This is a genomic window from Sphingomonas cannabina, from assembly GCF_021391395.1.
Taxonomy (GTDB): domain Bacteria; phylum Pseudomonadota; class Alphaproteobacteria; order Sphingomonadales; family Sphingomonadaceae; genus Sphingomonas; species Sphingomonas cannabina.
On record NZ_CP090059.1, the window covers coordinates 2,609,392 to 2,631,963 of the forward strand.

Annotated in this window: 27 protein-coding genes; 6 read left to right on the forward strand and 21 right to left on the reverse strand. The window is 68.2% G+C overall.

Translation table 11 applies throughout. The features are described 5' to 3' along the window. Position 1: 1 nt before the first annotated feature. From nuoG to thiE, 14 genes are all read right to left on the reverse strand, one after another. Positions 2 to 2,017 (reverse strand): NADH-quinone oxidoreductase subunit NuoG, encoded by a 2,016-nt coding sequence (gene nuoG, locus LZK98_RS12525; protein ID WP_233782717.1) that lies wholly within the window; start codon positions 2,015 to 2,017, stop codon positions 2 to 4. Next, on the reverse strand, positions 2,017 to 3,321 hold the full coding sequence (gene nuoF, locus LZK98_RS12530) for an NADH-quinone oxidoreductase subunit NuoF (protein ID WP_233782718.1): 1,305 nt from the start codon (positions 3,319 to 3,321) through the stop codon (positions 2,017 to 2,019). Before nuoF ends, nuoG begins: the two co-directional genes overlap by 1 nt. A 3-nt stretch (positions 3,322 to 3,324) precedes the next feature. After that, positions 3,325 to 3,474, reverse strand: a complete 150-nt coding sequence (locus LZK98_RS12535) for a hypothetical protein (protein ID WP_233782719.1) — start codon at positions 3,472 to 3,474, stop codon at positions 3,325 to 3,327. Beyond that, entirely contained in the window at positions 3,474 to 4,142 is a 669-nt protein-coding gene (locus LZK98_RS12540) for a complex I 24 kDa subunit family protein (RefSeq protein WP_233782720.1), read from the reverse strand. Before LZK98_RS12540 ends, LZK98_RS12535 begins: the two co-directional genes overlap by 1 nt. Next, positions 4,142 to 4,597 carry a hypothetical protein gene (locus LZK98_RS12545; protein WP_233782721.1) on the reverse strand — a complete coding sequence of 152 codons (456 nt, stop codon included), beginning with the start codon at positions 4,595 to 4,597 and terminating at the stop codon, positions 4,142 to 4,144. Before LZK98_RS12545 ends, LZK98_RS12540 begins: the two co-directional genes overlap by 1 nt. Further along, complete coding sequence (locus tag LZK98_RS12550; RefSeq protein WP_233786572.1) at positions 4,594 to 5,814, reverse strand: NADH-quinone oxidoreductase subunit D; 1,221 nt, start codon at positions 5,812 to 5,814, stop codon at positions 4,594 to 4,596. Before LZK98_RS12550 ends, LZK98_RS12545 begins: the two co-directional genes overlap by 4 nt. A 33-nt stretch (positions 5,815 to 5,847) precedes the next feature. Continuing rightward, the gene (locus LZK98_RS12555; protein ID WP_233782722.1) at positions 5,848 to 6,747 is read right to left on the reverse strand and encodes an NADH-quinone oxidoreductase subunit C; all 900 of its coding nucleotides are present in this window, start codon (positions 6,745 to 6,747) and stop codon (positions 5,848 to 5,850) included. Beyond that, the gene (locus tag LZK98_RS12560) at positions 6,744 to 7,295 is read right to left on the reverse strand and encodes a NuoB/complex I 20 kDa subunit family protein (protein WP_233782723.1); all 552 of its coding nucleotides are present in this window, start codon (positions 7,293 to 7,295) and stop codon (positions 6,744 to 6,746) included. Before LZK98_RS12560 ends, LZK98_RS12555 begins: the two co-directional genes overlap by 4 nt. After that, positions 7,286 to 7,660 carry an NADH-quinone oxidoreductase subunit A gene (locus LZK98_RS12565; protein WP_233782724.1) on the reverse strand — a complete coding sequence of 125 codons (375 nt, stop codon included), beginning with the start codon at positions 7,658 to 7,660 and terminating at the stop codon, positions 7,286 to 7,288. The genes LZK98_RS12560 and LZK98_RS12565 overlap by 10 nt, the downstream gene beginning before the upstream one ends. 243 nt (positions 7,661 to 7,903) lie before the next feature. After that, positions 7,904 to 8,719, reverse strand: coding sequence for an inositol monophosphatase family protein (locus LZK98_RS12570; RefSeq protein WP_233782725.1), 816 nt, complete (start codon positions 8,717 to 8,719; stop codon positions 7,904 to 7,906). Positions 8,720 to 8,847: 128 nt separating this feature from the next. Continuing rightward, positions 8,848 to 9,411 (reverse strand): elongation factor P, encoded by a 564-nt coding sequence (efp, locus tag LZK98_RS12575; protein WP_233782726.1) that lies wholly within the window; start codon positions 9,409 to 9,411, stop codon positions 8,848 to 8,850. 58 nt (positions 9,412 to 9,469) lie between these two features. Continuing rightward, positions 9,470 to 10,087 carry a M23 family metallopeptidase gene (locus tag LZK98_RS12580; RefSeq protein WP_233782727.1) on the reverse strand — a complete coding sequence of 206 codons (618 nt, stop codon included), beginning with the start codon at positions 10,085 to 10,087 and terminating at the stop codon, positions 9,470 to 9,472. Then, positions 10,084 to 11,064 (reverse strand): L,D-transpeptidase family protein, encoded by a 981-nt coding sequence (locus tag LZK98_RS12585; RefSeq protein ID WP_233782728.1) that lies wholly within the window; start codon positions 11,062 to 11,064, stop codon positions 10,084 to 10,086. Before LZK98_RS12585 ends, LZK98_RS12580 begins: the two co-directional genes overlap by 4 nt. Before the next feature lie 60 nt (positions 11,065 to 11,124). Continuing rightward, positions 11,125 to 11,826, reverse strand: coding sequence for a thiamine phosphate synthase (gene thiE / locus LZK98_RS12590; protein ID WP_233782729.1), 702 nt, complete (start codon positions 11,824 to 11,826; stop codon positions 11,125 to 11,127). On the opposite strand from thiE, the gene LZK98_RS12595 reads away from it, so the two are divergent. Beyond that, positions 11,825 to 12,565 carry a DUF72 domain-containing protein gene (locus tag LZK98_RS12595; protein ID WP_233782730.1) on the forward strand — a complete coding sequence of 247 codons (741 nt, stop codon included), beginning with the start codon at positions 11,825 to 11,827 and terminating at the stop codon, positions 12,563 to 12,565. The genes thiE and LZK98_RS12595 overlap by 2 nt on opposite strands. 124 nt (positions 12,566 to 12,689) lie before the next feature. Here LZK98_RS12595 and LZK98_RS12600 read toward each other — a convergent pair whose 3' ends face one another. Together LZK98_RS12600 and LZK98_RS12605 are read right to left on the reverse strand one after the other, a co-directional pair. After that, on the reverse strand, positions 12,690 to 13,343 hold the full coding sequence (locus LZK98_RS12600) for an O-methyltransferase (RefSeq protein ID WP_233782731.1): 654 nt from the start codon (positions 13,341 to 13,343) through the stop codon (positions 12,690 to 12,692). 7 nt (positions 13,344 to 13,350) lie between these two features. Continuing rightward, positions 13,351 to 14,259 (reverse strand): class I fructose-bisphosphate aldolase, encoded by a 909-nt coding sequence (locus LZK98_RS12605; RefSeq protein WP_233782732.1) that lies wholly within the window; start codon positions 14,257 to 14,259, stop codon positions 13,351 to 13,353. A gap of 137 nt (positions 14,260 to 14,396) precedes the next feature. On the opposite strand from LZK98_RS12605, the gene LZK98_RS12610 reads away from it, so the two are divergent. Then, positions 14,397 to 15,581 (forward strand): MFS transporter, encoded by a 1,185-nt coding sequence (locus LZK98_RS12610; protein ID WP_233782733.1) that lies wholly within the window; start codon positions 14,397 to 14,399, stop codon positions 15,579 to 15,581. Positions 15,582 to 15,723: 142 nt separating this feature from the next. Further along, complete coding sequence (locus LZK98_RS12615; RefSeq protein ID WP_233786573.1) at positions 15,724 to 16,140, forward strand: TlpA family protein disulfide reductase; 417 nt, start codon at positions 15,724 to 15,726, stop codon at positions 16,138 to 16,140. 4 nt (positions 16,141 to 16,144) lie between these two features. Here LZK98_RS12615 and LZK98_RS12620 read toward each other — a convergent pair whose 3' ends face one another. The 5 genes from LZK98_RS12620 to tkt are packed head-to-tail and all read right to left on the reverse strand — an operon-like array spanning position 16,145 to position 21,180. Further along, on the reverse strand, positions 16,145 to 16,561 hold the full coding sequence (locus LZK98_RS12620) for a VOC family protein (RefSeq protein WP_233782734.1): 417 nt from the start codon (positions 16,559 to 16,561) through the stop codon (positions 16,145 to 16,147). After that, positions 16,558 to 17,748 (reverse strand): phosphoglycerate kinase, encoded by a 1,191-nt coding sequence (locus LZK98_RS12625; protein WP_233782735.1) that lies wholly within the window; start codon positions 17,746 to 17,748, stop codon positions 16,558 to 16,560. The genes LZK98_RS12620 and LZK98_RS12625 overlap by 4 nt, the downstream gene beginning before the upstream one ends. Next, on the reverse strand, positions 17,745 to 18,200 hold the full coding sequence (locus LZK98_RS12630; protein ID WP_233782736.1) for an MOSC domain-containing protein: 456 nt from the start codon (positions 18,198 to 18,200) through the stop codon (positions 17,745 to 17,747). Before LZK98_RS12630 ends, LZK98_RS12625 begins: the two co-directional genes overlap by 4 nt. Further along, positions 18,200 to 19,210 (reverse strand): type I glyceraldehyde-3-phosphate dehydrogenase, encoded by a 1,011-nt coding sequence (gene gap / locus LZK98_RS12635; RefSeq protein ID WP_233782737.1) that lies wholly within the window; start codon positions 19,208 to 19,210, stop codon positions 18,200 to 18,202. Before gap ends, LZK98_RS12630 begins: the two co-directional genes overlap by 1 nt. Next, on the reverse strand, positions 19,207 to 21,180 hold the full coding sequence (tkt, locus tag LZK98_RS12640) for a transketolase (RefSeq protein ID WP_233782738.1): 1,974 nt from the start codon (positions 21,178 to 21,180) through the stop codon (positions 19,207 to 19,209). The genes gap and tkt overlap by 4 nt, the downstream gene beginning before the upstream one ends. A gap of 124 nt (positions 21,181 to 21,304) precedes the next feature. Here tkt and LZK98_RS12645 point away from each other — a divergent pair, with 124 nt between their 5' ends. The 3 genes from LZK98_RS12645 to LZK98_RS12655 all read left to right on the forward strand — a co-directional run bounded on the left by LZK98_RS12645 (position 21,305) and on the right by LZK98_RS12655 (position 22,534). Then, the gene (locus LZK98_RS12645) at positions 21,305 to 21,493 is read left to right on the forward strand and encodes a hypothetical protein (protein ID WP_233782739.1); all 189 of its coding nucleotides are present in this window, start codon (positions 21,305 to 21,307) and stop codon (positions 21,491 to 21,493) included. Next, entirely contained in the window at positions 21,493 to 21,801 is a 309-nt protein-coding gene (locus LZK98_RS12650; RefSeq protein ID WP_233782740.1) for a cell division protein ZapA, read from the forward strand. The genes LZK98_RS12645 and LZK98_RS12650 overlap by 1 nt, the downstream gene beginning before the upstream one ends. Before the next feature lie 190 nt (positions 21,802 to 21,991). Further along, positions 21,992 to 22,534, forward strand: a complete 543-nt coding sequence (locus LZK98_RS12655) for a 5-formyltetrahydrofolate cyclo-ligase (RefSeq protein ID WP_233782741.1) — start codon at positions 21,992 to 21,994, stop codon at positions 22,532 to 22,534. Positions 22,535 to 22,572: the final 38 nt, after the last annotated feature.

The window sequence follows — 22,572 nt, forward strand, 5'->3', positions numbered from 1 at the left end:
ATCACTCCGCCGCCTCCGCGAACTCTTGCCCATGGATCAGCTCGGCCGAGCAGCGCTGCATCGTCGGGCTCGCGCGGCAGATGGCGTTGGTGAGGTAGAAGTCGGCGATCGGATAGGTCACCGGCCCGCTTGCCTTGGCGGCGAGCTTCGGCGGCGCCCAGTCGTAGCGGACGAGACCCTCCTGCCCCAGCGCCGGCACCGCCTCGGCCATCGCCGCGCGCAGCTCGTCGAAGCTGTCGAACGGCAGCGTCGCGCCGAGCTTCTCCGACAGCGCGCGCAGGATCGCCCAGTCCTCGCGGGCGTCGCCCGGCGGGAAGACGGCACGGTCGCCGCGCTGCACCCGGCCCTCGAGGTTGACGTAGGTGCCCGGCTTCTCGGCATAGCTGGCGCCCGGCAGCACCACGTCGGCATGATGCGCGCCATTGTCGCCGTGATGGCCGATGAAGACCTTGAACGTGCCCTCGAACGCCGAATAGTCGACCTCGTCGGCGCCGAGGAAGAAGGCGAGCTGCGGCTTGGCCGCGACGATGTCGGCGATGCCACCCTTCTGCGCATAGCCGAGCATCAGCCCGCCCATCCGCGCAGCGGCGATGTGGATCACGCCGAAGCCGTTCCACGCGGTACCGTCCTCGAGCGTGCGCACCAGCTTCATCGGCTCGACCAGCGCGAGCGCCGCACCCTGCGCCGCCTTGAGCGAGCCCGGGCCGGCGATGACGAGCGGCCGCTTGGCATTCTCGAACGCCTGCACCACCTGCTCCGGCAGCTTGGCGAGCAGGCCGAGGTCGTCGCCCAGCCATTCGACCTTGTAGGTGAGATCGACCTCGGGGCCGATCGCGAACACCTTGGCGCCCTTCTTGATCGCCTTGCGCACGCGCGTGTTGATCAGCGGCGCCTCCCAGCGGAGGTTCGAGCCGACCAGCAGGATCGCGTCCGCCTCCTCGACTCCCGCGATGGTCGGGTTGAAGGCGACGGCGCCGAGGTTGGTCACGTCATAGGACAGGCCGGTCTGGCGCCCCTCGAGCAGGGTCGAGCCGAGCTGGTTGACCAGCACCTTGGCCGCGAACATCGTCTCGCAGTCGACCTGGTCGCCGGCGATCGCGGCGACGCTGCTGCCGGCCTGGACCGCGGCGATCGCGTCGAACGCCTCTTCCCAGCTCGCCGGCTGGAGCTTGCCCTCGCGGCGGACATAGGGCCGGTCGAGCCGGCGCCGGACGAGGCCGTCGACGGCGTGGCGCGTCTTGTCGTGCGCCCACTCCTCGTTGACGTCCTCGTTGATCCGCGGCAGCGCGCGCAGCACCTGGCGGCCGCGGCTGTCGAGGCGGATGTTGGTGCCGACGCCGTCCATCACGTCGATCGCCAGCGTCTTCTTGAGCTCCCACGGCCGCGCCTCGAACGCGTAGGGCTTGGAGGTCAGCGCGCCGACCGGGCAGAGGTCGACGACGTTGCCCGAGAGCTCGCTGGTCACCGCCTGCTCGAGGTAGGAGGTGATCTGCATGTCCTCGCCGCGATAGATCGCGCCGATCTCCTCAACCCCGGCGACCTCCTCGGCAAAGCGGATGCAGCGGGTGCACTGGATGCAGCGGGTCATGACCGTCTTGACGATCGGGCCCATGTACTTCTCGGTGACCGCGCGCTTGTTCTCGTCGTAGCGCGAATGGCCGCGGCCATAGGCGATCGACTGGTCCTGCAGGTCGCACTCGCCGCCCTGGTCGCAGATCGGGCAGTCGAGCGGGTGGTTGATGAGCAGGAACTCCATCACCCCTTCGCGCGCGGCCTTGACCATCGGCGAGGTGGTGAACACCTCCTGATTGTCGGCGGCGGGCAGCGCGCACGACGCCTGCGGCTTCGGCGGCCCGGGCTTCACCTCGACCAGGCACATGCGGCAATTGCCGGCGATCGACAGCCGCTCATGGTAGCAGAAGCGCGGGATCTCCTTCCCGGCGGCCTCGCAGGCCTGGAGCACGGTGGCGCCGGCAGGCACCTCGACTTCGATACCGTCTACTTTGAGCTTGGGCATTACTCGGCAGCCTCTTGCATCGGGGCAGCGCCGGCGCCCTGACGCTCGGCGATGCGGCGCTCCAGCTCGGGGCGGAAATGGCGGATCAGGCCCTGGATCGGCCAGGCCGCCGCGTCGCCGAGCGCGCAGATGGTGTGGCCCTCGACCTGCTTGGTGACCTGCTGGAGCGTGTCGATCTCGCTGACGTCGGCGTCGCCCGTCCTGAGGCGCTCCATCACGCGCCACATCCAGCCGGTGCCCTCGCGGCACGGGGTGCATTGGCCGCAGCTCTCGTGCTTGTAGAAATAGCTGATGCGGCTGATCGCGCGGACGATGTCGGTCGATTTGTCCATGACGATCACGGCCGCGGTGCCGAGGCCCGAGCCGACGCCGCGCAGCCCGTCGAAGTCCATCGGGCAGTCCATGATCTGCTCGGCCGGCACCAGCGGCACCGACGATCCGCCCGGGATCACCGCCAGCAGATTGTCCCAGCCGCCACGGATGCCGCCGCAATGCTCCTCGATGAGCTGGCGGAACGGGATCGACATCGCGTCCTCGACCACGCACGGCTTGTTCACATGGCCGCTGATCTGGAAGAGCTTGGTGCCCTTGTTGTTCTCGGCGCCGAAGCTCGCGAACCATTCGGGGCCGCGGCGAAGGATGGTCGGCGCGACCGCGATCGATTCGACGTTGTTGACCGTGGTCGGACAGCCGTAGAGGCCGGCACCTGCCGGGAACGGGGGCTTGAGGCGCGGCTGGCCCTTCTTGCCCTCCAGGCTCTCCAGCATCGCGGTCTCTTCGCCGCAGATGTAGGCGCCGGCGCCGCGGTGGACGAACACGTCGAAGTCGTAGCCCGACCCGCACGCGTTCTTGCCGATGAAGCCGCGGTCATAGGCCTCGGCGACCGCGGCGAACAAGGTCTCCGCCTCGCGGATATATTCGCCGCGGATGTAGATGTAGGCCGCCCGCGCGCGCATCGCGAAGCCGGCGACCAGCGCGCCCTCGATCAGCTTGTGCGGATCGTGGCGGATGATCTCGCGGTCCTTGCACGATCCCGGCTCGGATTCGTCGGCGTTGATGACCAGGAAGCTGGGCCGGTCGGGGCGCGGCTCCTTGGGCATGAACGACCATTTGGTGCCGGTCGGGAAGCCCGCCCCGCCCCGCCCGCGCAGGCCCGAGGCCTTGATGCGGTCGATGATCGTGTCCTGCCCGAGCGCGAGCAGCGCCTTGGTGTTGTCCCAGTCGCCGCGCTTGATGGCGGCGTCCACATTCCACGGCTGGTAGCCGTAGAGGTTGGTGAAGATGCGGTCCTTGTCTGCCAGCATGGCCTAGCGTCCCTGCCCCACCAGCTTCTCGGCGAGGAAATAGGCGATCACCGCGACCGCGAGGCCGACGACGATGCCGAGGATGGCGCCGATCACCTTGATCGCGAACACGACCACGATGATGCCGATGATGATCGCGATGATCGCACCCATCACCATTCCCCCCGATAATCATGGTTCTCGGTGACCATCGCCTTGAGCGTGGTCGGACCGCCGAGCGGCTCGACGGTGTGGCGGCCCGGCTCCTGCGTGCCGGTCTTGGGCTGCTCGCCCCGCGCCAGCGCGTCGAGGATCGCGGTCATGCGGTCGTAGTCGAGGTCCTCGTAGTTGTCGTCGTTGATCTGCACCATCGGCGCCGACGAGCAATTGCCCATGCACTCGACCTCGGTGAGCGTGAACAGCCCGTCCGGCGTCGTCTTGCCCTTGGCGAGGCCGTAGTTGCGGCACGCGGCGAGCACGTCGTCCGACCCGCGCAGCATGCACGGCGTGGTGCCGCACACCTGGACGTGGAAGCGGCCGACCGGCGCCAGGTTGAACATGGTGTAGAAGGTCGCGACCTCGAACACGCGGATGTAGGGCATGCCGAGCTCGCGCGCGACGAACTCGATCACCGGGACCGGCAGCCAGCCCTGGGTATTGGTCTCGGCGCCGACCTGGCGCTGGGCGAGGTCGAGGAATGGGATCGAGGCGGACTGCTGGCGGCCCGGCGGATAGCGGCCGACGATCTCGGCGGCCTTCTTCCGGTTCTCCTCGGTCCACGCGAACGCGCCCCAGCGCGCGCGGGTCTCGGCCTCGTCGGGAATATGGGCAGCTTCAGCCATCAACGCGGTTCCGTGGGAGCGGCCGGCGGCGCGGGCGGCGTCGCCGGTCGATAGACAGTCTGGGCGGCGCTGACCTTCGCGATCAGCTCGCCGTCGAAATCGATCTCGGTGGTGGTATCGGCCGGAAGGCCGCCAGTGCAGCGCATGGTGAGCACCACCGCATCCTCGTTCACCTCGAACGGCTTGACGCGCGTGCAGCCCTTGAGCGGCGCGATCGTGTCGGGCTTGAGCAGGCCCATGATGCCGTTGATGTCGGTGGTGGCCCCCGGCGCGACGATCGGCGTGAGCGCGGCGCCGTTGCCGTTGGCGGCGACCGCGAGCAGCGTCTTGACCTTGGCGACGCGCGCGCGGGCGACGTCCATCGACACCGACGGCGGCGGCGCGGGTGGAGGCGCAGGCGGGGCGGCCTGCTGCTGCGCGATGGCGAACGCGGCGAAGGCGACGAGACCGATCACCGGTCGCACTCCCCGAACACCACGTCGATCGCGCCCAGGATCGCGGTGGTGTCCGCGAGCATGTGGCCCTTCGACATGAAGTCCATCGCCTGGAGGTGGCTGAACGCGGTGGGGCGGATCTTGCAGCGGTAGGGCTTATTCGAGCCGTCGGCGACCAGGTAGACGCCGAACTCGCCCTTGGGGCTCTCCGTCGCGACGTACACCTCGCCGGCGGGCACGTGATAGCCCTCGGTGTAGAGCTTGAAGTGGTGGATGAGCGCTTCCATCGAGCGCTTCATCTCGCCGCGCTTGGGCGGCACCACCTTGCGGTCGGTGCTGGCGATCGGACCTTCCGGCATCTCGCTCAGGCACTGCTTCATGATCCGCGCGGACTGGCGGACCTCCTCGACGCGCACCATGAAGCGGTCGTAGCAGTCGCCGCGCGTGCCGACCGGCACGTCGAAGTTCATCCGGTCGTAGACGTCGTAGGGCTGCGACTTGCGCAGGTCCCACGGGATGCCCGAGCCGCGGATCATCGGGCCTGAGAAGCCCCAGCGCACCGCATCCTCGCGGCTCACTACCGCGATGTCGACGTTGCGCTGCTTGAAGATGCGGTTCTCGGCGACCAGGCTGATCGCGTCCTCGAACAGGCGCGGCAGGCGGGTGTCGAGCCAGTCGGCGATGTCGGTCAAGAGCTTCAGCGGCACGTCCTGGTGGACGCCGCCCGGGCGCAGGTAATTGTGGTGCATCCGCGCGCCCGACGCGCGCTCGAAGAAGTTGAGGCAGTCCTCGCGCAGCTCGAACAGCCACAGGTTCGGCGTCATCGCGCCGACGTCCATGACGTGCGACCCGAGGTTCAGCATGTGGTTCGAGATGCGGGTCAGCTCGGCGAAGAACACGCGGAGATACTGCGCGCGGATCGGTACCTCGAGGTCGAGCAGCTTCTCGACCGCCAGCACGAAGCTGTGCTCCATGCACATCGGCGAACAGTAATCGAGCCGGTCGAAGTACGGCAGCGCCTGGGCGTAGGTCTTGTACTCGATCAGCTTCTCGGTGCCGCGGTGGAGTAAGCCGACGTGCGGGTCGACACGCTCGACGATCTCGCCGTCGAGCTCCAGCACCAGCCGCAGCACGCCGTGCGCCGCCGGATGCTGCGGGCCGAAGTTGATCGTGTAGTTCTGGATGGCGACGTCGCCTTCGCTCTCCGGCTCGCGCACGGAATCGGCGGTCTGCTCCATCATCTGGTCGACGGTATCAGCCATGGGCTACGCTCACTGGTTCTGCCCCTTGCCCTTGGTCGGCACGACGGCGCGCTTGCGGGGCTTCGGCTTGGCATCGGCCTCGGGCTTGCCGGCGCCGGTGTCGGCGGTGCTGTCCTTGGTCTTGGCGCGCTTGGCCTTGGGCGTAGCGGGCTTGGAAGCCTTCGCGCCGGCCTTCTGAATCTCGTCGGCGGTCACCGGCGAAGGCGCACCCTTCTCCTGCGGCACTGCAGGCGCGGGAGGCGGCGGCGGAGTCGGCGCGGGCTTGCCCTGGGGCGTGTCGCCGGGGCCGGGGCCGGTCGCCTTCTCGTCGCCCGGCAGGACGTAGGCCGCGCCTTCCCACGGGCTCATGAAGTCGAAGTTGCGGAAGTCCTGCGCCAGGCTGACCGGCTGGTAGACGACGCGCTTCGCCTCTTCCGAATAGCGCAGCTCGACATAACCGCTCAGCGGAAAATCCTTGCGCTGCGGATGGCCACGGAAACCATAGTCGGTGAGGATGCGCCTGAGGTCCGGATTGCCCGAGAACAGCACGCCGTACATGTCGTACACCTCGCGCTCGAGCCAGCCGGCGTTGGGCCACAGCGAGGTGACCGACGGCACCGGCTTCGCCTCGTCGGTGGTGACACGGACCTGGATGCGGTGGTTGCGGGTGAGGCTCAGCAGGCAGTAGACCACCTCGAACCGCTCCGGGCGGCTTGGATAGTCGACGCCGGCGATCTCCATGCACTGCTGGTACTCGAGACCGGGCGTGTCGCGCAGCGCGGTCATCGCGGGCACCAGCGCCTCGCGATCGACATAGAGCGCGACCTCGCCGACCCGGTCCTGCGCGTGCAGCAGCTTGTCGCCGAGCGCGGCCGTCGCCGCCTCGATCACGCCGTCGTTGGTCAGGTAACGGGGTGCCGGCGCCCTCACCGCTCCAGGCTCCCGATGCGGCGGATCTTCCGCTGGAGCTGCATCACGCCGTAGAGCAATGCCTCGGCGGTCGGCGGGCAGCCGGGGACATAGATGTCGACCGGCACGATGCGGTCGCAGCCGCGCACGACGCTGTAGCTATAGTGGTAATAGCCGCCGCCATTGGCGCAGGAGCCCATCGAGATGACGTACTTGGGCTCCGACATCTGGTCGTAGACCTTGCGGAGCGCCGGCGCCATCTTGTTGCAGAGCGTGCCGGCGACGATCATCACGTCCGACTGACGCGGGCTCGCGCGCGGCGCCGCGCCGAAGCGCTCCATGTCGTAGCGGGGCATGTTGACGTGGATCATCTCGACCGCGCAGCAGGCAAGGCCGAAGGTCATCCACCACAGCGAGCCGGTGCGCGCCCACTGGAACAGCTCCTCGGTCGAGGTGACCAGGAAGCCCTTGTCGGTGAGCTCGGTGTTGATGTCGTCGAAGAACGCCTGATCCGGCGCGACGTTCTCGGTCGGGAAAGCGTTCTCCGACGGCGACAGGATCACTCCCATTCGAGCGCTCCCTTCTTCCAGGCATAGACGAGACCAAGCGCGAGCTCGGCGATGAAGACCATCATCGACCCCCAGGCGACCCAGCCCAGGTCGAACACGGTGACCGCCCAGGGATAGAGGAACGCCGCCTCGAGATCGAAGACGATGAACAGGATCGCGACCAGGTAGAAACGCACGTCGAACTGGCTGCGCGAATCCTCGAACGCGGGGAAGCCGCATTCATATTCGCTGAGCTTCTCCGGCGTCGGCTGGTGCGTGCCGGTCAGGCGGGCGACCAGCATCGGCAGGACCACAAAGGCGCCGGACAGCAGGATCGCCACTCCCAGGAACAGGAGGATCGGAAGATATTGCGACAGGTCGACCAAGGGCGTTGCTCGCAGGTGCGAAATGGAATGGGGGGCTCCTAGACCCTGACCCCTAGCCGGGCAAGGGTTTGAGGCGTGAGAATGACTCGCAATTAGATCGCTTTGTTCCCTCTCACCGTTGGGAGAGGGAGGGAGCCGCGAAGCGGCGGAAGGGTGAGGGTAACTGCGCCAGGTGAGGTCACCCTCACCCTTCCCACTGCCTTCGGCAGCGGGCCCCTTCCCTCTCCCAACGGGAGAGGGAGTTTAGCGCAGCGCGCCGCCGAGCAGCTTATGGAGCCGCGAATGGAGCGCGTCGTTGCCGGCGAGCACCTGGCCGCGCTCGAGCACGCGGTCCTGGCCGCGGAAGTCGGTGATGAAGCCGCCGGCCTCCTTGATCAGGATCACCCCTGCCGCGATGTCCCACGGCTGCAGTCCGCTTTCCCAGAAGCCGTCGTAACGCCCCGCCGCCACCCAGGCGAGGTCGAGCGCCGCCGAGCCGAAACGCCGGATGCCGGCCACCTCGGGCGCGATCGCGCCGAAGATGCGGCTCCATTCGGCGAAGTCGCCATGCCCCAGGAAAGGAATGCCGGTCGCGATCAGCGCCTCGGACATATCCCGCCGCGCCGACACGCGCAGCCGCTGGCCCTGCAGCCAGGCGCCGCGCCCCTTCTCGGCCCAGAAGCCCTCGTCGGTGAGCGGCTGATAGACCATGCCGTGGGTTATCTCGGGCTTGCCGCCCGCCCCCCGTGGATCCTCGACCGCGATGGAGATCGCGAAATGCGGGATGCCGTGGAGGAAGTTCGAGGTGCCGTCGAGCGGGTCGACGATCCAGCGCGGCTTGTCGGGATCGCCCTCGATCGAGCCGCCCTCCTCCGCGAGGATGCCCCAGTCGGGCCGCGCCTTGTGGAGCTCCTCGAGGATCGTCTCCTCGGCGCGCTTGTCGGCCATGCTGACGAAGTCGGCGGGCCCCTTGCGGCTCACCTGGAGGTGCTGGACCTCGTTGAAGTCACGACGAAGCCGCGGTGCCGCCTTGCGGACCGCGCGCTCCATGATCGTGATGAGGCCGGAGTGACTAACCAAAACGATGCTCCAAAACCCCTCTCCCACCGGGAGAGGGAGGGGCCCAAAGCGTCAGCTTTGGGAGGGTGAGGGTGAGTGCGGACCGTCCCGTCGCCCTCACCCAACCTTCTCCCGAACGGAGAGGGCTTTTAGTCCGCCCGGCGGACGTAGGTCTGCTCGTACACGTCGACGACGATACGCGTGCCCGAGGTGATATGCGGCGGCACCATCACGCGCACGCCGTTGTCGAGCAGCGCCGGCTTGTAGCTGGACGAGGCCGTCTGGCCCTTCACCACCGCGTCGGCCTCGACGATCGTCGCCTCGATCGTGTCGGGAAGCTGGACGTTGATCGGCTCCTCGTCGTAGAGCTCCATCACCACGTCCATGCCGTCCTGCAGGAAGGCGGCGGCATCGCCGAGCAAGTCCTTGGGCAGGGTGATCTGGTCGTAGGTGTCCTTGTCCATGAACACCAGCTGCTCGCCGTCTGCGAACAGGAACTGGAAGTCCTTGGTGTCCAGCCGCACGCGCTCCACCGTCTCGGCCGAGCGGAAGCGGACGTTGTTCTTGCGGCCGTCGCGCAGGTTCTTGAGCTCGACCTGCATATAGGCGCCGCCCTTGCCGGGCTGAGTGTGCTGGATCTTCACGGCGCGCCAGATGCCGCCTTCATATTCGATGATGTTGCCGGGACGGATGTCCACGCCGCTGATCTTCATGGGGATCTACCTGCTGGAAAGAGCGAGGGGCGCCCGCAAGCGCCCGTGGAGGCGCCCCTTAGCGTCCCGGCCGGTTTCCGACAAGCAGCGGATAGGGATTGACCGGCTCGCCCTGCCACCAGCCATCCTCGGGACTCATCCGCGAGATGCCGAAATGGAGGTGGTAGTTGCCGGCCCCCGCGTTGCCGGTGTCGCCGACGAAGGCGATCGGCTCGCCTGCGCGCACCTGCTTCCCTTCGGCAATGCCGGGCGCGTAGCCGGCGAGATGAGCGTAGTAATAGCTCCAGCGTCCGTCCGCCGAGCGGATGTAGAGGGTATGGCCGCCCGCCCTGCTGTCGAACAGCTTCTCGACCGTCCCTGCAGCCGCGGCGAGCACCGGCGTCCCGGCAGGGGCGATGATGTCCGTTCCCTGATGCGGCCGAGCGCCGCTGTCGCGCGACTGACCCCAGGTGTCGGTGATCTGCGTCATAGAGACGCCGACGACCGGCACGACGAGCGCCGGCGCGTCCTCCGACCGAACCGGTGCCGGCGGCGCGGGCGCGATCGTTCCGTCGGTGAAGTTCACCATCAGCGCCAGCGCAAGTCCCAGCATCAGCACGAACGCCAGGATGAGGCGCAGCGCCGCCTTGCGTCGAGTCCCCAGCCGATCCCGGTCCGAGAGCGGCGTCGCGGTCATGGCCGGAACTCCACCGGCGTGCCCGGCTTCACCATCAGCGCCAGCCGTGCGGCATCCCAGTTGGTCAGGCGGATGCAGCCATGGCTTTCGGTCCGGCCGATGTTCTGCGGCTCGGGCGTGCCGTGGATGCCGTAATGCGGCTTCGACAGGTCGAGCCACACTACCCCCACCGGCCCGTTCGGCCCCGGGGGCAGCATCTCGGCGTCATCACCCTTCTTCGCGTCCCAGAACAGCTTGGGATTATAGTGAAATCGGGGATTGGTGTCGGCGCCGTTGATCTTCCACCGGCCGATCGGCAGCGGATCATGCTCCGATCCCATGGTGGCGCTGAACTGGGCGACGAGGCGGTCGCCGCTGCCGAACACCTTGAGCACGCCCTCCGACTTGTCGACGACGATCCTCGCCGCGCCCGGCTGGCGTGCGTCGACGTTGAGGTCGCCGAGCGTCCGGCGCCATTCGGGCTTGAGGTCGGCGGGATAGTCGCGGGACGTCGGCAGCACGTTCGGCACGACGATCGGCGTCCCCGGCCGCAGCATCGTCTCCGGGCTATTGAGCTCGAGCAGCACCGCGGGCGAGGTGTGGAACATCTCCGCCAGCTTCTCCATCGGCGAGCGATAGGCGAGCGAGGGCATCTTCGCCTGCTCGCCATAGTCCTTCGGCGTCGGATTGATGAACGGCCCGGCGAGCATCTCCGCGGTGAGCGCGATACGCGTCTCCGGCCGGATCGCTCGATGGGGATAGAGCGCCCGGAGGGTCGGTCGATCGATCCTGCCGCTGACCTTGAGCCCGCGCGATTGCTGGAAGCCACGCAATGCCGCCTTGAGCGACTGCCCGTCCCGCCCGTCGACGATGCCCGGCGAGAAACCGAGGTGGTCGAGGATCACCTGGACATGGAGGATGCTGCGGTCGAGCGATGGCGTCTGGGCGGCGGCGGGCGTGGCGCACAATAGCGCAAGGATCACCGCAAACGCCCGCATCCAATTGACTCCACTCCTAAATAGCGAGTCGTTGAACGCCCGAAACCAAGTGGCGTTGCGTCAGGTCGAACCAAGTATCTCGGCAAAAGCTCGTATCGCCGCGACTTCGTCACCGTCCCACACCGCATGCGAGACCGCGAGGAAATCGGCGCCGGCCGCGATCAGCGGCACGGCATTAGCCGGCGTGATCCCGCCGATCGCGACGCAGGGGATTTCGAACAGGGTCGACCACCACGACAGGATCGACGGATCGGGCCGGTGCCGCGTCTCCTTGGTCGCGGTCGGGTAGAAGGCGCCGAACGCGACATAGTCCGCCCCGGCCTCCCCTGCTTCCATGGCGAGATGGCGGCTGTCGTGGCAGGTCACGCCGATCTGCGCCGACGGCCCGAGGATCTGGCGTGCCTCGCGCGGGTCGCCGTCCTCCTGCCCTAGATGCACCCCATCGGCGCCGAGGCGCTTGGCGAGGCTGATGCTGTCGTTGACGATGAAAGCGACGTCATGGTCCGCGCAGATGCGCTGGAGCGGCTCGGCGAGCCGAGCAGCCTCATGCTGATCGACGTCCTTCACCCGGAACTGGAAGGCGGCGACCGATCCCGCCTCCAGCGCACGGAGGAGGCGGTCGGGAAAGGCACCCGCCACGTCGAGCGGCGAGATCAGGTAAAGTTGGCACGGCGGCTTCTTGTCGTCGCGTTCGAAGCGCGCGGCGAAATCCGGGTCGAGTGCGTTGTCGAAACCGTCGTCGTCTTCGCCAAGGGCCTGCATGTCGCGCTCCGAAATCCGTATCGGCTGCTCCGGCTGGATGTACCGGCACTGGCGGGGCGCCTTCTATCCCGAGAGGCTCGCCGTCAACCGCTGGTTCGGCTTCTATGCCGAACATTTCGACACGGTCGAGATCAACAACAGCTTCTACCGCCTCCCCGCGGCCGAGACCTTCGCCAAATGGAAGGACCAGGCACCAAGGGATTTCCGCTATGCGGTGAAGGCCAACCGCTACATCACCCAGGCCAAGCGGCTGAGGGACTGCGCCGAACCGCTCGCGCGGATGATGGCGCCGACGCGCAGGCTCGGCGACCGGCTCGGCCCGATCCTCTACCAGCTCCCGCCGCGTTTCCGGCTCAACCTCGAGCGGCTGGAGGACTTCCTGAAGCTGCTCCCGCGCGATCTCACCCACGCGTTCGAGTTCCGCGACAAGAGCTGGCTCACCGACGAGACGCTGGCGCTGCTGGAGCGCTACGGCGCCTCCTTCTGCGCGCACGACATGCCCGACCTCGCGACGCCGCGCTGGGCGGCGGGGCCGATCGCCTATGTCCGCTTCCACGGCGGCGGCGGCAAATATTGGGGACGCTATTCCGACGAGGCACTGCTCGACTGGACCGACTGGATGATAATGCAGACGCGCGAGGGCCGCAGCGTCTGGGCCTATTTCAACAACGACGCCCACGCCGACGCCATCCATGACGCGCAGACGCTGAAGGCGATGACGCGACAGGCTTTGCACTAACCTGCCCTATCCGTCACCCCGGCGAAGGCCGGGGTCCACCAAGCCTCCAATACCGTCCTTTGGTCCGCTTGCTCTGTGCTTGCCTCCCGGTGGACCCCGGCCTTCGCCGGGGTGACGGAGGTGTTTAGTCGACCACCGCGATCAGAAAGCCGTCCCACTTCTTCACGCCCACGGTTTGGATCGCAGTCGCGGAAAGGCGCGGCTCGGCCGCGACTGTCTCAAATAATCTGCGCGTGCCGACAATCCTTTCGTCACGGCTGTCCGCATCGAGCAGCCCACCCTCGCGCACGACATTGTCGACCACGATCGTCGTACCCGGCCGCGACAGGTCGATCGCCGCCCGCACATAGGCGGCGTTGTTCTGCTTGTCGGCGTCGATGAAGACGAAATCGAACGGGCCGATAAGTCCCTTCAGGCTGTCGAGCGCCGGGCCGACGATCACTTCGACCTTGTCCGCAAGGCCCGCGGTGGCGATGTTCGCGCGGGCGACGTCGGCGTGATGCGCATCGACCTCCAGCGTGGTCAGCCGCCCGTCCTCCGGCAGCGCGCGGGCTAGCCAGATCGTCGAATAGCCGCCCAGCGTACCCACCTCCAGGATGCGCTTCGCACCCGCCATCCGCGCGAGCAGGTGGAGGAACTTGCCCTGCACCGGCGCAACGTCGATCGCCGGGAGCCCGCCCGCCTGGTTCGCCGCCAGCGTGGCGTCGAGGACCGGATCGGGACCGAGCAGCTGCCCGGCGATATAGTCGTCGACGTCGCGCCAGCGGTCTTCGGTCATGCCGCGGTCACTCCTCGCCCTTGTAGATGCGCACCAGCTTGTCGAGCATCGCCAACGCGTCGCCGCGCTCGCGCTGGAAGGTGTTGCGGCCGATGATCGAGCCGTTGCCGCCGCCGTCGCGGATGTCGCGCGCGTCCTGGTAGACCGCGTCCTCGCCCTTGGCGGCGCCGCCCGAGAACACCACGATGCGACGGCCGTTGAAGCAGGCCTTCACGACATGCTTCACGCGGTCCGACTGCTTCGACCAGTCGGTGCCCTCGTAAACCTTCTGCGCATCTTTCTGCTCGATGTGCGCGCTCGGCAGCTTGACCTTGATGATGTGCGCGCCGAGCAGCGCCGCCATGTGCGCGGCATAGGCGCCGACGTCGAGCGCCAGCTCGCCGTCCTTGGTGAGCTTGCCGCCGCGCGGATAGGACCAGATCACGGTGGCGATGCCGACCGACTTGGCCTCGGCGGACAGTTCCTTGATCTCCTCCATCATATCGAACACCTCGTCGGCGCCCGGATAGATGGTGAAGCCGATCGCCGAGCAGCCGAGCCGCAGCGCATCGTCGACGCCGCCGGTCACCGCCTGGTTGATACCGGTAGCCCATGAATTCGACGAATTGACCTTGAGGATCGTCGGGATCTGCCCGGCGAAGGTGTCGGCGCCGGCCTCCAGCATCCCGAGCGGGGCGGCATAGGCGGAGAGGCCCGCGTCGATCGCGAGCTGGTAATGGTAATGCGGGTCATAGGCCGGCTCGTTGACCGCGAAGCTGCGCGCCGGCCCATGCTCGAAGCCCTGGTCGACCGGCAGGATGATGAGCTTGCCGGTGCCGCCGAGGCGCCCCTGCATCAGGATGCGGGCCAGATTGGCCTTCACGCCCGGGTTGTCGGATTCGTAATTGGCGAGAATGGCCTTTACGGTCGGCGTCATCATTGTCTCCCCTTCTATGTTCCTTGCCGCGGCTGATAGTCAGCCCCTCGCCCGTCCGCAACGCGCCGAAACCGGAAATTCCGCGCTACCGGCAAGCTTCGGCTTGATTTTGCTGCGACGCAGCGCATCTGCGGCGGATGCACACGCCGCAACAACATCAGCTCTCGCCCGCCCTCACCCTGCTGATGGCGGTCGGCTGCGGCGTGATGGTCGCCAATCTCTATTATGCCCAGACGCTGATCGAGATGATCGCGCCCGATGTCGGCCTGTCGCCGGCGGTCGCGGGCGGCATCGTCACGCTGACGCAGCTCGGCTACGGGCTCGGGCTGGCGCTGATCGTGCCGCTGTCGGACATCGTCGAGAACAAGCGGCTGGTGATCGTCGCCACCGTCGGCGCCGTGCTGGGAAGCATCGGCGTGGCCGCCGCGGGGAATGCCGGGCTGTTCCTGCTGGCATCGCTGATCGTCGGCACCTGCTCGGTCGGCGTGCAGGTGCTGATCCCGTTCGCCGCGCACCTCAGCAGCCATGAGCGGCAGGGGCGCACGATCGGCATGGTGATGAGCGGCCTCTTGACCGGCATCATGCTGGCGCGGCCGGTGGCGGGCTTCATCGCCGCGGTCGCGGGCTGGCGCGCGGTGTTCGTCGTCTCGGCGATCGCGATGGCGGCGATCGGCGCGGTGCTGGCGGCGAAGCTGCCGCAGCGCCGGCCGGCGGTGCGGATGAGCTATGGCGCGATCCTGGCCTCGAGCTTCGGGACCTTCGGCCGCTATCGCCAGCTGAGGCTGCGCACCGCCTATCAGTCGCTGCTGTTCCTGGCCTTCAACCTGTTCTGGACCGCCGCGCCACTCACCCTCTACCGGGAGTTCGGCGCGAGCCACGCCGAGGTGGCATTGTTCGCCCTCGCCGGCGCCGGCGGCGCGCTGGCGGCCCCGATCGCCGGACACCTCGCCGACCAGGGCAAGCTCAAAGCGACCACCTTCGCGGCGCTGCTGCTGCTCACCCTCTCCTTCCTCGCCGCGGACCTGGTCGTGGCGGCGGGCAGCGTCATCGCCTTCGCCGTGACGGCGGTGCTGATCGACGCGGCGGTGCAGCTCAACCAGATCACCGGCCAGCGCATCATCTTCGGCCTCGCGCCCGAGGCGCGCGGACGGATCAATGCCGCCTACATGACGGTGATGTTCCTGATCGGCGCGATGGGCTCGCTGATCGGCTCCGCGAGCTACGAGCGCGGAGGCTGGGGCCTGTCGGCGCTGATCGGTGCCGGGATCGGCGCCGTGCTGCTGGCGCTGTTCCTGACGTTCGACCGCCGCGCCGACGCTTGACGGCCGCCCGACCCCCGCTCACAATCGGCGGCCGAGGGGGGCCTCAATGAAGACATTGTCGATGCTCGGGCTAGCGCTGCCTGCCATCCTGTTCGCCACGGCGGCATCGCCGGAACGCGTGCCTTCGCAACCGAAGGTCGGGATGCTCGCACCGAACTTCGAGCTCAAGCTGATCGACGGCAGCAAGGTGACGCTCGACGAGCTGCGCGGCAACGTCATCGTGCTCAACTTCTGGGCGACCTGGTGCGTGCCGTGCCGAGAAGAGCTGCCGCTGCTCGACCGCTATTACGATCTCCAGCGCTCGCACGGCCTCAAGGTGTTCGCGATCACCACCGAAGGATCGGTGCCGCTCTACAAGCTCAAGCCTTTGTTCGCGAAGATGACGATCCCTTCGGCGCGCGGCATCAAGGGCCCCTACGGCTCGCTCGGCGGCGTGCCGACCAACTTCGTGATCGGCCGCGACGGCCGCGTGCGCTATGCCAAGGCCGGGGCCTTCAACCTGGATGCGCTCAACGCGATCCTGGTGCCGCTGCTCAAGGAGCCGGTGCCGGCGAGCTGACGGTTCAGCGCGGCACCGGCGCCCAGGGCGGTCCCTTGAGCTCGAGATTGTTGCCTTCCGGGTCGGTGAGGTAGATCGACGGCCCCTCGCCTTCCGCGCCGTAGCGCGACACGATCTCCGCCTTGATGCCATGCCCGGCGAGCTCCGCCAGGATCGCCTCTCCATCCCACGGCAGCACGCGGAAGCAGACATGGTCGACGTTGCGCCCCTCCCTGCCGGGAGCCGCGCCGCCCTGGCTGCCGAGCTTGCCGTCGATCGGAACCAGATCGATCAGCGCGGTGCCGACGCGCAGCTGATAGAGGCCGACCGCCTCCTGCTTCTTCTCCCAGCGCGCGCCGAGCACGTCGATGTAGAAGGCTGCCACCCTCTCCAGGTCGACCACGCGGAACACGACGTGGTCGATGGCCTGGATCGTGATCATCGCGCCAGCGCCGCCACACCGGGCAGCTCTTTCCCTTCCATCCACTCGAGGAACGCGCCGCCGGCGGTCGAGACGAAGCTGAACTGGCCGGCGACGCCGGCCTGGTTGAGCGCAGCCACAGTATCGCCGCCGCCCGCGACCGAGACCAGCGAGCCTTCCTTGGTGAGCGCCGCCGCGGTCTTGGCCAGGGTGACGGTCGCCGTGTCGAACGGCGGCGTCTCGAACGCGCCGAGAGGGCCGTTCCACACCAAGGTGCGGCAGGTCTTGAGCACGTCGGCCAACGCCTCGGTCGCGGCGGGGCCGATGTCGAGGATCATCTCGTCGGCGGCGACCTCATGGACGTTGACGGTGCGGGTCGGCGGGTTAGGCTTGAACTCCTTCGCCACCACCACGTCATAGGGCAGGTGCACGGTGCAGCCGGCGCGGTCGGCCGCCTCCATGATCTCCTCGGCGGTGCCGGTGAGGTCGTGCTCGGCCAGCGACTTGCCGACGTCGACGCCGCGCGCGGCGAGGAAGGTGTTGGCCATGCCGCCGCCGATGATGAGATGATCGACCCTGGCCACCAAATGCTTGAGCACGTCGAGCTTGGTCGAGACCTTCGCCCCGCCGACCACCGCCGCAACCGGATGCTCAGGGTTGCCGAGCGCCTTGTCGAGCGCATCGAGCTCGGCCTCCATCTGCCGGCCGGCATAGGCGGGCAGCTTGTGCGCCAGCCCTTCGGTCGAGGCATGGGCACGATGGGCGGCGGAGAAGGCGTCGTTGACGTAGATGTCGCCGAGCGCTGCCAGGCGGTCGATCGTCTCGGGCGCGTTCTTCTCCTCGCCGGGATCGAAACGGGTGTTCTCGAGCACGCCGATGTCGCCGGGCTGCATCGTCGCGATCGCCTCGGCCGCGTCCTGGTCGTCGATGAAACGCACCGGGCGGCCCAGCACCTGCTCATAGGGCTTGGTGACCAGCGCCAGAGACATCTCGGGATTGCGCTGCCCCTTGGGCCGGCCGAAGTGCGCGAGCACGATCACGATCGCGCCCTTGTCGGCGAGCTCCGTGACGGTCGGGATGGTGGCGCGCAGCCGCGTGTCGTCGGTCACCGTGCCGCCGTCCATCGGCACGTTCAGATCCTCGCGCACCAGCACGCGCTTGGCCGTGACGTCGCCGAGATCGTCGAGGGTCTTGAAAGGTCGGGTCATGGTTCGATCCTGATCGGGTCACCGACGGCGATCGCGCCGCCGGCGACGACAAAGGCACAGACGCCGCCGCGCCAGCCGGGCGTCAGCGCCTCGCGAAGTCCGGGCGCGAGCGCGTTCATCCGCTCGCACGGCTCGGTCTCGGCGGTGACCTCAAGCACCACGTCGGCGCCGATGCGCAGCCGCGTGCCGCCGGCCTGCGGCAGGTCGAGGCCGTCCACCAGCAGGTTGGCGCGCCGCTCCTGCCACGGAACGCTCGCGCCGACCTCGGCGATCGCCGCGTGCCAGTCGCCGCGCTCGATCAGCGTCACCTGGCGCTTGTACGGACCGCCCTTCCTGCCGCCGCGGAAGTCGCCGGCGATGCCGCCCTCGATCGACACATCGGTGCGGTCGAGCGTCTCCATCGGCGCCTTGGGTGCCGCGTGGCGGGCGATGCCGGCGAGCACGCCGGTCATTACATCAGCTTCGCCATCGCGCCCGCGGTGTCGACCATGCGGTTGGAGAAGCCCCATTCATTGTCGTACCAGCTGACGACGCGGACGAGCTTGCCCTCGATCACCGCCGTCTCCAGGCTGTCGACGGTCGACGACGCCGGCGTATGGACGATGTCGACCGAGACCAGCGGGTCCTCCGAATAGACCAGCACGCCCTTGAGCGGCCCGCTCTCCGCCGCGGCCTTGAGGATCGCGTTGACCTCTTCCTTGGTCGTGTCGCGCTTGGGGGTGAAGGTGAGGTCGATCAGGCTGCCGTCCGGCACCGGCACGCGCACCGACGATCCGTCGAGCTTGCCCTTCAGCTCCGGCAGCACCTCGCCCACCGCGCGGGCGGCGCCGGTGGTGGTGGGGATGATCGACATGGCGGCGGCGCGGGCGCGGCGCAGGTCCTTGTGGATCTGGTCGAGGATCTTCTGGTCGTTGGTATAGGCATGGACCGTGGTCATCAGGCCACGCTCGATGCCGATCGAATCGTTCATCACCTTGGCGACCGGCGCCAGGCAGTTGGTGGTGCACGAGGCGTTGGAGACGATCGTGTGCTCGGCCGTGAGCTTGTCGTGGTTGACGCCATAGACGACGGTCAGGTCCGCGCCCTTGGCCGGCGCCGAGATCAGCACCTTCTTGGCGCCCGCGTCGATGTGCTTCTGCGCGCTCTCGCGGTCGGTGAAGAAGCCGGTGCACTCCAGCACCAGGTCGATGCCGTTGGCCGCGTGCGGCAGCTTGGCGGGATCGCGCTCGGCGGTGACGTGGATGCGCTTGCCGTCGATGATCAGGTCGTTGCCGTCGGCCGCGACCTCGCCCGGATACTTGCCGTGGACCGAATCGCGGCTGAACAGCCAGGCGTTCGACTTGGCGTCGGCGAGGTCGTTGATCGAGACCAGCTCCAGCCCCGTGTCGCCGCGCTCCAGCATCGCGCGCGCGACGAGGCGGCCAATGCGTCCGAAACCGTTGATCGCAACCTTCACCGTCATGCCGTCCACTCCTTCACTTTGGCGAGGACCTGGGGCGCGATCTTGTCCGCCGTCAGTCCGAAATAATCGTAGAGCGCCTCCGCCGGCGCCGAGGCACCGAAGCGGTCGATGCCGAAACGCAGCCCATCGAGGCCGGTATAGCGTTCCCATCCCATCGTCGTTCCAGCCTCGATCGACACGCGGAGCGGGCCTTGGGGCAGGATGTCGGCACGATAGTCGGGCGATTGCGCGTCGAAGCGCGACCAGCAGGGCATGGACACCACATCGGCACCCACGCCCGCCTCTTCAAGCCTGGCGGCGACCGCGACGGCGATCTCGACCTCCGAGCCGGTGGCGATCAGCACCACCCTGCGCTCCGCCTCGGCGGCTTTCAGGCGATAGGCGCCCTTCGCCGCCAGCATCTCGCCGTCGTGGCGAAGCTGCGGCAGGTTCTGCCGGGTGAGCGCGAGCAGCGACGGGCCGCCCTCGTTCTCCAGGCTCGCCGCCCAGGCCTCGGCGGTCTCGACCACGTCGCAGGGGCGCCACACCTCCAGGTTCGGGATCGTGCGCAGCGACATGAGATGCTCGATCGGCTGGTGCGTCGGCCCGTCCTCGCCGAGGCCGATCGAGTCGTGCGTCATCACATAGACGACGCGCGCCCGCTGGAGCGCCGACAGGCGGATCGCCGGCCGGGCATAGTCGGAGAAGACCAGGAAGGTGCCACCATAGGGGATCACGCCCCCGTGCAGCGCCATGCCGTTCATCGCCGCGCCCATGCCGAACTCGCGGATGCCGTAATAGACATAGCGCCCGGCATAATCGTCGCGGGTCAGCGGACCGGTGGCGGCGGTCTTGGTGTTGTTGGAGCCGGTGAGGTCGGCCGAACCGCCGACCAGCTCGGGCACCGCCACGGTGAGCGCGTCCAGCGCCAGCTCGGAGGCCTTGCGCGTCGCGACCTTCTGCGGCTCGGCGAACAGCTTGGCGATATGGCCGGCGATGCCGGTATCGGCGGGAAGATCGCCCGCGACCCGGCGCTCGAATTCCGCGCGTTTGTCGGAGCTTGCGAGCCGATTCTCCCATTCAGCGCGAGGCTCGGCACCACGCTTGCCGGCAGCGAGCCAGGCTTCGCGCACGTCCTCCGGCACCTCGAACGGTGCCGCGGTCCAGCCGAGCTCGACCCGCGCCGCGGCGACCTCGTCCTTACCCAGCGGCGAGCCATGGGTCTTGGAGGTGCCCTGCTTGTTGGGCGCGCCCTTGCCGATGATCGTGCGGCAGCGGACCAGCGACGGCCGCGGATCGGCGATCGCCGCGTCGAAGGCGGCGGCGATGCTCGCCGGATCATGCCCGTCGCACTCGACCGTGTGCCAGCCGGTCGCGGCATAGCGCGCCGGGATGTCCTCGTCGGTCGACAGCGAGGTCGGGCCGTCGATGGTGATCTTGTTGTCGTCCCACAGCACGATCAGCCGGCCGAGCTTCAGATGCCCGGCAAGCCCGATCGCCTCATGGTTGACGCCCTCCATCAGGCATCCGTCGCCAGCGATCACCCATGTGCGATGGTCGACCAGATCGTCGCCGAACCCGGCATTGAGGTGCCGCTCGGCGATCGCCATGCCGACGGCCATCGCCAGCCCCTGCCCCAGCGGCCCGGTGGTGCATTCGACGCCCGGCAGCTCGAAATTCTCCGGATGGCCGGCGCAAGGGCTGCCGAGCTGCCGGAAATTGCGGATATCCTCGATGGTGGGACGCGCATAGCCGGTCAGGTACAGCAGCGAATAGATCAGCATCGATCCATGCCCCGCCGACAGCACGAAACGGTCGCGGTCCGGCCATTTGGGATCGGCGGGATCGAACTTGAGATAGCGGGTGAACAGCACCGTCGCGACGTCGGCCATGCCCATCGGCATGCCGGGATGGCCGGAGTTGGCCGCCTCGACCGCATCCATCGAAAGGGCGCGGATGGCATTGGCCTGGGCGGTGAAAATCTGATCCATGCGCGATCCTGGCAATGGGTGATGCCGGCGACTCACCGGCCGCGCTGCCTTTCGCGAGCAAACCCCGCCGCGTCAACCGCGGGGCGAACTTGCCGCGCCGCAATGTTGGGGCTACATCTTCGGAATGGCGGACCAAGCGCCTGAAATTGCACTGCGCAGGATCGAGGACGCGCTGGCGCGGATCGAAACGGCCGCCGCGCGGCTGCGCACCGGAACCCCCGGCCTCGAACGTCGACATGAGCGGTTGCGCGAACGCGTCGAGGCCGCGATCGCCGCGCTCGACGAGATCATCGCACGGGAAGATGAAGGCTGATGGCCGAGGTCCAGCTCATCATCGGCGGCCGCAGCCACACCGTCGCCTGCCGCGACGGCGAAGAGGCCGAACTGGAGGCACTAGGCCGCCGGCTCGACCGCCACGCCGACGCCGCCGCCCGTGCGGCCGGATCGGCGGGCGGCGAACGGATGATGCTGTTCATCGCGCTGATGCTCGCCGACGAGCTCGCCGAGACCGAGCGGACGCGCGGCGACGGAGACGGAAACGTGGCCGCCGTGCTGCAGCATATCGCCAGGCGGCTCGAATCGGTCGCGACAGCCCTTGAGAACGGGCCCGTGCAGCTCTAGATAGGGCAACGGCGGGCACTGCCCGGTACGAGCCTCCAAATATCCCTGAGGCTATTCATCATCCATGGGGGCTGTCCCTGCGCAGATCCTGGTCTGTCGTACATGGTCCCCACCTGACGTACTGTGCGTCAGAGGATATCGTGGCATACGGCCACGGCGGTCCCGCCACCTCTTTCCCCGAGCCTGTCCGATGAGCGACGAGAAGCGCGCCCTGCGCGCCCGGATGCGCGCCGAGCGCGACGCCTTCGCGATGGCGAGCGACGCGGTGATCGCGCCGCCGCCCGAATATCTCGCGCGGCTGGCACCGGGCGTGATCGTCGCATCCTACGTCCCGATGGGCAGCGAAGCGGACCCAAGCCCGCTCGCCGCCGCCGCCCGAGCCGCCGGCGCCACGCTGGCGCTGCCGCATGTCGTCGACCGGCGGGGCGAGCTGCGTTTCTTCCCCTGGCGGGACGGCGACCCGCTCCACCCCGGCCCGTTCGGCCTGCGCCAGCCCGCCTGCAACGGCGAGGAGCTGGCGCCCGCGATCATCCTGACCCCGCTGGTCGCCTTCGACGATTCGCTCAACCGACTGGGCCAGGGCGCCGGCCACTATGACCGCGCCTTCGCCCGCTATCCCGACGCGTGGCGGCTCGGCATCGCCTGGTCGGTGCAGCGCCTGCTCGCGATCGACACCGATCCCTGGGACGTGCCGCTCCACGCGGTCGTCACCGAACAAGGACTGCTGCCGTGACTCCCGAAACCAAGCCGAGCTGGCGCAAGCCCGCCGGC